General features: G+C 36.0%; 11 protein-coding genes and 1 pseudogene. All 12 read left to right on the forward strand.

Annotated elements, in window-relative coordinates:
• The first annotated feature begins 67 nt into the window (after positions 1–67).
• Positions 68–1,600: an ABC transporter ATP-binding protein gene (locus AC22L0_RS17785; RefSeq protein ID WP_000456908.1), complete on the forward strand. Its 1,533-nt coding sequence runs from the start codon at positions 68–70 to the stop codon at positions 1,598–1,600.
• The gene (locus AC22L0_RS17790; protein WP_001085254.1) at positions 1,593–2,651 is read left to right on the forward strand and encodes an ABC transporter permease; all 1,059 of its coding nucleotides are present in this window, start codon (positions 1,593–1,595) and stop codon (positions 2,649–2,651) included. The genes AC22L0_RS17785 and AC22L0_RS17790 overlap by 8 nt, the downstream gene beginning before the upstream one ends.
• On the forward strand, positions 2,652–3,611 hold the full coding sequence (locus AC22L0_RS17795; protein ID WP_000008857.1) for an ABC transporter permease: 960 nt from the start codon (positions 2,652–2,654) through the stop codon (positions 3,609–3,611).
• Between the two features lie 209 nt (positions 3,612–3,820).
• The gene (yfmF, locus tag AC22L0_RS17800; protein WP_000772405.1) at positions 3,821–5,095 is read left to right on the forward strand and encodes an EF-P 5-aminopentanol modification-associated protein YfmF; all 1,275 of its coding nucleotides are present in this window, start codon (positions 3,821–3,823) and stop codon (positions 5,093–5,095) included.
• The gene (gene yfmH, locus AC22L0_RS17805) at positions 5,096–6,382 is read left to right on the forward strand and encodes an EF-P 5-aminopentanol modification-associated protein YfmH (protein ID WP_087967631.1); all 1,287 of its coding nucleotides are present in this window, start codon (positions 5,096–5,098) and stop codon (positions 6,380–6,382) included.
• A gap of 100 nt (positions 6,383–6,482) precedes the next feature.
• Positions 6,483–7,196 carry an elongation factor P 5-aminopentanone reductase gene (gene ymfI, locus AC22L0_RS17810; protein WP_000759606.1) on the forward strand — a complete coding sequence of 238 codons (714 nt, stop codon included), beginning with the start codon at positions 6,483–6,485 and terminating at the stop codon, positions 7,194–7,196.
• A 75-nt stretch (positions 7,197–7,271) separates the two neighbouring features.
• Positions 7,272–7,520 (forward strand): DUF3243 domain-containing protein, encoded by a 249-nt coding sequence (locus AC22L0_RS17815; protein WP_000114450.1) that lies wholly within the window; start codon positions 7,272–7,274, stop codon positions 7,518–7,520.
• Positions 7,521–7,658: 138 nt separating this feature from the next.
• On the forward strand, positions 7,659–8,444 hold the full coding sequence (locus tag AC22L0_RS17820; RefSeq protein ID WP_000574107.1) for a DUF3388 domain-containing protein: 786 nt from the start codon (positions 7,659–7,661) through the stop codon (positions 8,442–8,444).
• A gap of 21 nt (positions 8,445–8,465) precedes the next feature.
• Positions 8,466–9,377 (forward strand): helix-turn-helix domain-containing protein, encoded by a 912-nt coding sequence (locus tag AC22L0_RS17825; RefSeq protein WP_000137476.1) that lies wholly within the window; start codon positions 8,466–8,468, stop codon positions 9,375–9,377.
• A 64-nt stretch (positions 9,378–9,441) separates the two neighbouring features.
• Complete coding sequence (gene pgsA, locus AC22L0_RS17830; protein ID WP_001052967.1) at positions 9,442–10,020, forward strand: CDP-diacylglycerol--glycerol-3-phosphate 3-phosphatidyltransferase; 579 nt, start codon at positions 9,442–9,444, stop codon at positions 10,018–10,020.
• Between the two features lie 20 nt (positions 10,021–10,040).
• On the forward strand, positions 10,041–11,279 hold the full coding sequence (gene cinA, locus AC22L0_RS17835; protein ID WP_000990688.1) for a competence/damage-inducible protein CinA: 1,239 nt from the start codon (positions 10,041–10,043) through the stop codon (positions 11,277–11,279).
• Between the two features lie 144 nt (positions 11,280–11,423).
• Positions 11,424–12,032, forward strand: a pseudogene (gene recA, locus AC22L0_RS17840) (recombinase RecA); the annotation flags it as partial.
• Positions 12,033–12,104: the final 72 nt, after the last annotated feature.

The raw sequence follows: 12,104 nt of genomic DNA on the forward strand, positions 1-12,104 counted from the left end.
AACTTCCGAATTGCTTAATAAGTTAATAGTGTAATAGGGAATGTTCCCTGTTAAAAGGAGGAACACAATGGAATACGTAATTGAGATGAATAACATTACGAAAGTATTCCCAGGCATTGTAGCGAATGATGATATTACGCTGCAAGTAAAGCAGGGTGAGATACATGCTTTACTTGGAGAAAATGGTGCAGGGAAATCCACATTGATGAATGTACTATTTGGTTTGTACCAACCAGAGCAGGGTGAAATTAAAATTAAAGGTAAACCTGTAAAAATTACAAATCCGAATATAGCAAATGACCTTGGTATTGGAATGGTCCATCAACACTTTATGCTTGTTCATAATTTTACAGTTACAGAGAATATTATTCTTGGAAATGAACCGAAGAAAAAAGGGAAAATTGCTGTTGAGGATGCTGCTAAAGAAATTCAAAAACTGTCTGAACAATACGGTTTGGCTGTAGATCCATATGCGAAAATACAGGATATTTCAGTTGGTATGCAACAGCGTGTTGAGATTTTGAAAACTCTTTACCGCGGTGCAGAAATTTTAATATTTGATGAACCGACAGCTGTGTTAACACCACAAGAAATTCATGAGCTAATTCAAATTATGAAAAAGCTTGTACAAGAAGGAAAATCTATTGTTCTTATTACACATAAGTTGAAAGAAATTATGGAAGTTTGCGATCGTTGTACGATTATTCGTAAAGGAAAAGGGATTGGAACGGTTGACGTTGCAAATACGGATGAAAATAAACTTGCAGAATTAATGGTCGGACGTCAAGTGAATTTTAAAACAGAAAAAATAGACGCGAAGCCAAAAGAAGAGGTACTTTCAATTGAAAACCTTGTTGTTCACGATGCACGTCAACTACCTGCTGTAAAAGGCCTTGACTTAACTGTTCGTGCGGGGGAAATTGTTGGGATTGCAGGGATTGATGGAAACGGACAAAGTGAATTAATAGAAGCGATTACTGGTTTACGAAAAGTTGAGTCAGGTTCTATTGCAATTAAAGGAAAAGAAATAACAAATTGGCCTGTTAGAAGAATAACAGAAGAAGGAATTGGTCATATTCCAGAAGATCGTCATAAACACGGACTCGTTCTTGATTTTTCTGTTAGAGATAATATAGTTCTTCAAACGTACTATAAAAATCCGTTTTCAAAGAAAGGGATTTTAAATTTCAGCAAAATTACAGAAAAAGCAAAGGCTCTTATTGAACAGTTTGATGTACGTACACCTAGTGAGCAAACGTTAGCACGCGCTCTATCTGGGGGCAATCAACAAAAAGCAATTATTGCACGTGAAGTAGACCGAAATCCAGATTTATTAATTGCGGCACAGCCAACACGTGGTTTAGATGTAGGAGCAATTGAATTTATTCATAAGAGATTAATAGAGCAAAGGGATAAAGGAAAAGGTGTATTACTTTTATCATTAGAGTTAGATGAAATCTTAAATGTTAGCGATCGAATTGCTGTTATTTATGAAGGGGAAATTGTAGCAATAGTTGATGCGAAAGAAACGAATGAACAACAGCTTGGATTGTTAATGGCTGGAGGAACAAAGAAGGAGCAGGTGGGTACAAATGGCTAAAAAACTTTTAACAGAACGAACGATAAATATTTTAGTCCCAGTACTATCCGTTATTTTCGGCTTACTTGTAGGAGCGATTGTAATGCTAGTTAGTGGCTATGATCCAATTGTTGGTTATAGTGCACTTTGGACAGGAATGTTCGGCAGCGCAAGTGCGATTGGTGAAACGCTCCGTACAATGATACCGCTTATTCTTGCTGGCTTATCGGTGGCGTTTGCATTTCGTACAGGTTTATTTAATATCGGGGTAGAGGGTCAATTGTTAGTTGGTTGGCTTGCGGCGGTTTGGTTCGGTTATGCAGTCTCACTACCAGCGTTCCTTCATATTCCATTATCGATTTTATTTGCCGCATTGGTGGGCGGAATTTGGGGCTTCATTCCGGGATATTTAAAAGGGAAGTTTCAAGTGAATGAAGTTATTGTAACTATTATGATGAACTATATTGCGTTGTATGTAACGTATGACATCATTAAGCGTTTCTTACATGCGGGTAATGACAAAACGTATGATATTAAAGAGAGTGCGTCACTATCTTCAGACTGGCTTGCTTCTATTACTGACGGTTCACGTCTACACTGGGGAATTATTGTAGCAATTTTAATCGCTATTTTAATGTGGTTCTTATTAGATCGAACAACTTTAGGTTACGAATTAAAGTCTGTAGGATTTAATCAGCATGCTTCTCAATATGCAGGTATGAAAGTTTCTCGTAATGTAGTATTCTCTATGACAATTGCTGGTGCATTTGCGGGGATTGGTGGAGCGATGGAAGGATTAGGGACATTCCAGAGTATGACAGCGATGTCTTCGTTTACAGGAGTAGGATTTGATGGGATTGCCGTAGCATTACTTGGAGGGAATAATCCGTTTGGTATAATCCTTTCAGCTTTATTATTTGGTGGTTTGAAAAGTGCTTCCCCTCAAATGAACTTTGAGGCAGATGTACCGTCAGAGCTTATTAATGTAATTATTGCATGTATCATCTTCTTTGTTGCATGTAGTTATGTGTTAAGATGGGCGCTTACACGCATGAGCAAGGAGGGGAAATAAATGAGCTTTTTAGATATATTAGCCATTCTTGTGACGGGTACGTTATATACATCGGCACCTATCATTTTCACAGCACTAGGTGGTGTATTTAGTGAACGATCAGGTGTTGTAAATATCGGATTAGAAGGACTAATGCTATTTGGTGCATTTATTGGAGTTGTTACAAACTTATTAATGGGTGATACTTGGGGAACGATGACTCCATGGATTGCGTTATTATTTGCGGCAATTGGTAGTGGATTATTTGCATTACTTCATGCGGTAGCTTCTATTACATTCCGAGCAGATCAAGTTGTAAGTGGTGTAGCCATTAACTTCTTATCTCTTGGTTTAACAGTATTTGCAATTAAGAAGATTTTTGATAAAGGGCAGACTGACTTTATTCAGTATCGTATTGAAAAGATTGATATTCCAGGCCTTTCGGATATTCCGGTTTTAGGGAAAATATTTTTCTCGAACGTACCAATAACGTCGTATATTGCCATTATTTTAGCATTCGTTGTTTGGTATGTTATTTATAAAACACCGTTCGGTCTTCGTCTACGTGCTGTTGGTGAACACCCAATGGCAGCGGATACGATGGGGATTAATGTATATAAAATGCGTTATATTGGAGTCTGTATTTCAGGAGTGTTTGCTGGAATCGGTGGAGCGATTTTTGCAATGTCAATTTCTAATAACTTCTCAGGGGCAACTATTACAGGACAAGGTTTCTTAGCTTTAGCTGCTATGATTTTTGGGAAGTGGAATCCACTAGGCGCATTAGGTGCAGCTCTATTCTTTGGTTTTGCGCAATCTCTAAGTGTAACGGGCGGAACAATTCCTGTATTAGATCAAATTCCAAGTGTTTTATTAACGATATTACCATATGTATTCACAATATTAGCGCTTGTTGGTTTTGTAGGTCGTTCTGAAGCTCCGAAAGCATTAGGAACTCCTTATGAAAAAGGAAAACGATAAGTATTTTATAAGTATAAAAAAGCTCGCACATTAGTGTGGGCTTTTTTACATAGAATATATTTAATACGGAATTTTACTATGTTCCTTACATATTAAAGTTTTTAGAAAGAATCATATGTAAGCATAATAAGGGAGAAAAGTTGATTTTTTATTTCTAAAAACTGTATATTGAAGAGGAATATTCCTATATACGTAAAGGAGGGCTATAAATGAAACTAATGGAACAACAACTACATGAGTTAGATGGTTTGCGCGTACATATTATTCCGACTGATAAATATAAAACGAATACCTTTGTATTTCGTTTTAAAGCGCCTTTAAATGAGGAGACGGTGACAGAGCGTGCCTTATTGCCATACGTATTGCAAAGTGCGACAGAAAAATTACCTTCTGTAATTCGTCTTCGTCAATATTTAGAAGAATTATACGGATCTTCTTTAGCGGTAGATGTAAGTAAAAAAGGGGAAGACCATATTATCTCCATTTATGTAGACATTGCAAATGAAGTTTACTTACATGATGCACCACCGTTATTTGAAAAAGCGCTTTCTATGTTGTCAGATATTGTGTTACATCCAGCAACGGAGGGCAATGGTTTCCTATCTTCTATCGTAGAAAGTGAAAAAAGAGCACTGTTACAGAGAATTGAAGCTACTTATGACGATAAAATGCGTTATGCAAACGAGCGTTTAATTGAAGAAATGTGCAAAGTAGAACCGTATCGTTTAAGTGCAAATGGAAAAAAAGAGAGTGTTATGTCTATTACAAATGAAAGTCTGTATCAATATTATCAAAAGGTGTTAGCGGAAGATGAAATGGATCTATATATTATTGGTGATATTTCAGAAAACGCCGTTGATCTTGTAAGTAAGTATTTTTCTATTTCAGCTCGTCCAGTGAGAGAAAGAAATGTACTCCTTCATAGACGAAATAATGAAGAAAAAGAAGTTGTTGAAAAACAAGAATTAAAACAAAGTAAATTACACATCGGTTATCGTACATTTGTCACATATAAAGATGAAGATTATTTTGCATTGCAATTGTTCAATGGATTGTTTGGTGGCTTTTCTCATTCGAAGTTATTCGTAAATGTGCGTGAAAAAAATAGTTTAGCGTACTATGCAGCATCGCGCTTTGAAAGTCATAAAGGTTTATTATTTGTTATGTCAGGAATTGAAGCGAAAAATTATGAAAAAGCAGTTGAGATTATTAAAGAACAAATGCTTGCGATGCAAAACGGAGAGTTTTCTGAAGAAGAAATACATCAAACAAAAAGTGTCATCCAAAATCAAATATTAGAGGCAATTGATACACCACGTGGCTTTGTAGAAATGCTATATCATGGTATTATTTCAGATCGTACACGTCCAGTTGAAGAATGGCTTACAGGTATAGAAAGTGTGACAAAAGAAGAAATTGTAAAAGTTGCTAAAAATATTGAACTAGATACAATTTACTTTTTACAAGGAACGGAGGGAGAGTAAATGGAGAAAATTGTTTATGAGCAATTAAAAGAAACACTCTATTATGAAAAACTTCCTAATGGATTAGATGTATATGTTTTACCGAAACAAGGATTTAATAAAACATTTGCGACGTTTACGACGAAATATGGTTCTGTAGATAATACATTTGTACCATTAGGGAAAGAAGAAATGATTCGTGTGCCAGATGGGATTGCACATTTTCTTGAGCATAAATTATTTGAAAAAGAAGATCACGATGCTTTCCAATTGTTTAGTAAACAAGGAGCATCGGCAAATGCTTTTACATCCTTCACACGAACAGCTTACCTTTTTTCAGGTACTTCAAACGTAGAACAAAATTTAAATACATTGCTAAACTTCGTACAAGAGCCCTATTTCTCTGAAAAAACGGTTGAAAAAGAGAAGGGGATTATTGGGCAAGAAATTCAAATGTATCAAGATAACCCAGATTGGCGTTTGTACTTTGGGTTAATTGATAGCTTATTTGTAAAACACCCAATTAAAATTGATATTGCGGGGACAATCGAATCTATTAGTAAAATTACGAAAGATTTATTATATGAATGTTATGAAACATTTTATCATCCGAGCAATATGTTATTATTTGTTGTGGGTGCAATTGATCCAGAGAAAACAATGGATTTAGTACGTGAAAATCAAGCGAAAAAAGATTATAAAAACCAGCCAGAAATTGTGCGTTCATTTGAAGAAGAACCACATGAGGTAAATGAAAAGAAAAAAATTATTTCAATGCCTGTGCAAACACCGAAATGTTTAGTTGGTATTAAAGCGACTAATTTAAAAGAAAAGGGGCAAGCGCTTTTAAAACAAGAAATTGCGCTTACGTTACTTTTAGATTATTTATTTGGAAAAAGTTCTGTTCATTACGAAGCTTTATATAATGAAGGACTTATTGATGATTCATTCTCGTATGACTATACAGAAGAAAATAACTTCGGTTTTGCAATGGTTGGTGGTGATACGAAACAACCTGATGAATTGGCAGATCGTTTAAAAGATATTTTATTAAAAACAGATTATGATCAATTAGATGCGACGGCATTAGAACGAGTGAAGAAAAAGAAAATTGGTGGTTTTTTACGCTCGTTAAATTCACCAGAATATATTGCAAATCAATTTACACGATACGCGTTTAATGAATCTAGCCTATTTGATGCATTGACTGTATTAGAAGGACTAACCGTTCAAGACTTACAAGAAGTAGCGGGATTATTGTTATCAGAAGAAAAAATGAGTGTTTGTCAGGTGTTACCGAAAAAATAAAATTTTAAAGATACCCTCATCTTATCATTGAAAAATTGTAAGATGAGGGTATTATTTAGTTGTGTGAAAATTGAAGTTGTAGAGATAAGAGAGGGAATTTATGAAAAAGTATGCGTTAGTAACTGGAGGGAGCGGAGGGATTGGCTCTGCTATTTCGAAACAATTAATTCAAGATGGATATACAGTTTATGTTCATTACAATAACAGTGAAGAAAAGGTATTGGAATTGCAGAAGGCATGGGGAGAAGTTATCCCTGTTCAAGCTAATTTAGCTTCTAGTGATGGAGCAGAACGATTGTGGGGACAAATTGAACATCCTATTGATGTTATTGTATACGCAGCGGGGAAGAGTATTTTTGGATTAGTAACAGATGTAACAAACGATGAATTAGATTATATGGTAGAACTTCAAGTGAAGAACGTATATAAATTACTTTCAATGGCACTTCCGCCTATGATTGAGAGAAGAAGTGGTAATATTGTAATTGTTTCATCTATATGGGGACAAATAGGGGCTTCTTGTGAAGTGCTTTATTCAATGGTAAAAGGGGCGCAAAATTCATATGTGAAAGCTTTAGCGAAAGAAGTTTCTTTAAGTGGATTACGTGTGAATGCAGTAGCACCAGGAGCAATTGAAACGGAAATGTTAAGTGTTTTTTCTGAAGAAGATAAAATGGGAATTGCTGAAGATATACCATTAGGTAGAATAGGATTACCAGAAGAAGTAGCGAAAACAGTTTCATTTCTCGTATCACCAGGAGCGTCTTACATAACTGGACAAATTATCGGAGTGAATGGCGGTTGGCACTGCTAAAAAATTCTTACATAAAAAATGAATAGTTGCACAAATTAAGGATGATTTTATTACTCAATAGTGAGGTGCTTAATTATGTCAGTATTAGATAATTTTGATCAGTGGAAGAGCTTTTTAGGAGAACGTTTAGAGCAAGCGCAAGACAAAGGTTTAGATGGCGGTGCGGTATCAGATATGGCATTTCGTGTTGGCGACTATCTTGCTAATGAAGTAGAAGGACGCAATGACCAAGAGAAATTATTAGCTGAGCTTTGGAAAGTTGCTGATGAACAGGAGCAACATACAATTGCAAATTTAATGGTTAAGTTCGTACAACATAAGTAAAAGTAGAGAGGAGATTCTCCTCTCTACTTTTTTTGTATAATAATTACACAGGATAGATTATACATTTAGCTTCCCTATTAGGGTGAAATCATATAATATAGTACGTAGGTGTAAAGTAAGCAAGGGGAGTGATCTTGGATGATTGAATGGTATTTTGAATATGAAATACATAAAAACCGACCTGGCTTGCTTGGTGACGTTTCTTCGTTAATCGGTATGCTCGGCATTAATATTGTCACAATTAATGGTGTAGATAATGCACGACGTGGGTTACTTCTTATGTGTGATAATCAAGAGCAAATCTCTAGACTTGAATCAATTTTAAATACGATGGATAACATAACGGTAACGAAATATCGTCCGCCCAAGCTAAGAGATAAGCTAGCGGTTAGGCATGGTAGGTACATACAACGAGATGCAGATGATAAGAAAACATTTCGATTTGTGCGTGATGAATTAGGCTTACTTGTAGACTTTATGGCAGAAATCATGAAAAAAGAAGGCCATAAACTAATTGGGATACGTGGAATGCCTCGTGTCGGAAAAACAGAATCCATTGTTGCTGCAAGTGTTTGTGCAAATAAAAGGTGGTTATTTGTATCATCTACTCTTATTAAGCAAACTGTTCGCAGTCAATTAATTGAAGATGAGTATAGCGATGACAATATTTTCATCCTAGATGGAATTGTGTCAACGAAGCGTGCTAACGAAAGACATTGGCAGCTCGTTCGTGAAATTATGAGATTGCCTGCAACGAAAGTTGTGGAACATCCTGATGTATTTGTGAGTCAGTCAGAATACACATTGGATGATTTTGATTATATTATCGAGTTGCGTAACGATTATGATGAAGAAATTCAATATAATTTAGTAGATGAAATTGAGCAAGGTACGCAAAATAATTTCTCTATGTTTGACTTTTAAAGAAATATTGAGGTGTTAGTAGTGACGGAATTGGGACAAAAGCTGAAAGAAGCAAGAGAAGCGAAAGGCTTGACTATTGATCAGCTGCATGAGATTACAAAAATTCAAAAACGCCATTTAGTGGCAATTGAAGAAGGCAATTATGATGTATTGCCAGGAGCTTTTTATGCGCGTGCATTCATTAAACAATACGCAGATGCGGTTGGATTAAATGGAGAGGAACTGCTCGTAGAACATCAGAGTACGATACCACAATCTGAAAAGCGTGAAGTTCCACAAGTATCAACGGGACAAAAAACACAAGAAACAATGCAAAAATCTTCATCATGGCCAATTGCAGATCACATGCCGAAAATCTTAGTTGCGCTGTTAGTCATCGCAGTTGGAGTGGTAATCTGGTTTGTGTTTCAAGCGTTAACTGGAAAAGATGATGAAAAAGTTCCAAGCGCTCAAAGTGAGAAAATTGAAGTTCAAAAAGCGAAAGATTCTCCGTTAGATACGAAGAAAGATGAAGTGAAAGCGGAAGAGCCAAAAAAAGAGGAACCAAAGAAAGAAGAACCAAAGAAAGAGGAGCAACCAGCACAACCAACTGGACAGCAAGAAGTGAAAGTAGTTGGAACAACTGGAAAGGTATCTACTTTGGAAATTCATAATAATAAAACATTAGAACTGGAAATTTCAGCTAAGGGTACAAGTTATGTAGATGTTAAGGATGATGCGGGTAACGAAATTCTAAACACTACAGTACAAAGCGGTCAAACAGAGAAACGCGATGTATCAACATTAAAAGAAGTACGACTTAATATTGGAAGTGCACCGAATGTTGAAATTAAACTGAATGGCCAAGTGCTTGCTTTCCCGTTAGATCCACAAAAAGAATATCACCAAAGATTGGTGATTAAAAACCAAGGGATAGAGCAACCAGCACAATAACAGTCATCGCTTCGATGACTTTTTTTCGATGAACAAATGTTTTTGATATGATGGAGGAATAGCTGTGAATTTACCAAATAAAATTACAATATCTAGAATCTTCTTAATTCCAATTTTTATGGTAATTATGTTAGCGCCCTTTGATTGGGGTTCATACAAAATTGGTGATGTTGATTTGCCAATTCAACATTTAGTGGGGGCACTTATCTTTATCATTGCTTCAGCTACAGATTGGATTGATGGACATTACGCAAGAAAGTATAATCTTGTAACGAATTTAGGGAAGTTTCTTGACCCGTTAGCTGATAAATTGCTTGTTTCGGCAGCACTTATTACATTGGTAGAGATGCAATATGTACCGGCTTGGATTGTTATTGTAATTATCAGTCGTGAGTTTGCGGTAACAGGTTTACGTCTTGTACTTGCTGGAACAGGGGAAGTAGTTGCAGCAAACCAGCTAGGAAAAATTAAGACGTGGACACAAATTATTGCAATTGCAGCATATTTATTACACGATGTACCTTTAAATTTAATCCATATTCCAGTTGCAGATATCTTCATATGGATTGCATTAATCTTTACTGTTATTTCAGGATGGGATTATTTCTGGAAAAATAGAGCTGCTTTTGTAAACTCAAAATAGAAGTTTATGGGGGAATTGGGATGAATGCTGAGATTATTGCGGTTGGAACTGAATTATTACTTGGACAAATTGCAAATACAAATGCCCAGTTTTTATCTGAAAAGTTAGCTTCAATCGGAATTAACGTGTACTATCATACTGTTGTTGGTGATAATAATAAGCGATTGCAAAAGGCGATTGAAGCTGCGGAAGAACGTGCTGATATACTTATTTTTACAGGTGGATTAGGACCAACAAAAGATGATTTAACGAAAGAAACGATAGCTGCTAGTTTAGATGAAGAGCTTGTGTATGATGAAAAGGCATTAGCCTTAATAAGTAATTACTTTAAGCGTACAGGCCGTGAATTTACGGAGAATAATAAAAAGCAAGCGCTCGTTTTAAATGGAGCAACAGTATTTGCAAATGACCACGGTATGGCGCCTGGTATGGGGGTAAATAAGAACGGAAAAGTTTATATTTTATTACCAGGGCCGCCAAAAGAAATGAAACCAATGTATGTAAGTTACGTAGAGCCTTTTTTACGTAATTTTACAACAGGAGAAAACATTTATTCTCGTGTGCTTCGTTTCTTCGGTATTGGGGAGTCCCAATTAGAGGTGAAAGTGCAAGATTTAATTGATGGACAAACAAACCCAACAATCGCCCCGTTAGCAAATGATGGAGAAGTGACATTACGTTTAACCGCTAAGCACCAAAATGTTAGCGAAGCGGAGAAATTAATTCAACATGTGGAAGATTTGATTTTAGAAAGAGTAGGAGAATTTTTCTACGGATATGACCAAGAATTTTTGCATTATAAGGCAATCGAGTTATTGAAGAGAAAAGGGTTAACTTTAGCGTGTGCAGAAAGTTTAACAGGTGGTCTTTTTGGAAATCAAGTAACTGAAAACGCTGGTGTTTCTTCTGTGTTTAAAGGCGGTGTCATTTGTTATCATAATGATGTGAAGCAACATGTTTTACGTGTGCCTGAAGAAGTGTTGCATACTGATGGTGCAGTTAGTAAAGAATGTGCTCGTTATCTTGCTGAAAATGTTAAGGATGTATTAAAAGCGGATATCGGAATTAGTTTCACTGGGGTAGCAGGGCCAGATGCTTCAGAACAGAAAGAACCAGGAACAGTATTTGTTGGGCTTTCGATTAAGGATGAACCAACTGTAGTCTTTCCTCTTAATTTAAGCGGAAGTCGTCAACAAATTAGAGAACGAACAGCAAAATATGGATTTTATCATTTATATAAAAAGCTAGAAGAGATATAAGTTTCTTCTAGTTTTTTTTACGGTTAAATTTAGATATTATTTGATAGAAAATAAAAAAATCGAATAAATGTTCGATTTTTGTTGGCAAATTGAATTGAAAATAGGTATAATAAGATTAGCAATTCAGTTAAGGAGGAATTTTGAATGAGTGATCGTCAAGCAGCGTTAGATATGGCGTTAAAACAAATAGAGAAGCAATTCGGTAAAGGTTCAATTATGAAATTAGGAGAACAAGCGGAGCGTAGAGTTTCTACGGTTTCTAGTGGTTCTTTAGCACTTGATGTGGCACTAGGAGTAGGCGGATATCCACGTGGCCGTATTATCGAAATTTACGGACCTGAAAGTTCAGGTAAAACGACAGTTTCATTACATGCAATTGCAGAAGTACAACGTCAAGGTGGACAAGCAGCATTCATTGATGCGGAGCACGCAATGGATCCTGTATATGCACAAAAATTAGGCGTTAACATAGATGAATTACTATTATCACAGCCTGATACAGGGGAGCAAGGATTGGAAATCGCGGAAGCACTTGTACGAAGTGGTGCGGTTGACATTATCGTAATTGACTCTGTAGCAGCTCTTGTACCGAAAGCAGAGATTGAAGGCGATATGGGTGACTCACACGTAGGTTTACAAGCACGTTTAATGTCACAAGCACTTCGTAAGCTTTCAGGAGCAATCAACAAATCAAAAACAATTGCAATCTTTATTAACCAAATTCGTGAAAAAGTTGGGGTTATGTTCGGAAATCAACTACAAGTTGCTTAATCAAAGTGATGTACTTGAGTCTTTATTTGTCTTCTTCGACTAAGTCTTTATAAG

The organism is Bacillus sp. LQ01 (assembly GCF_057624735.1).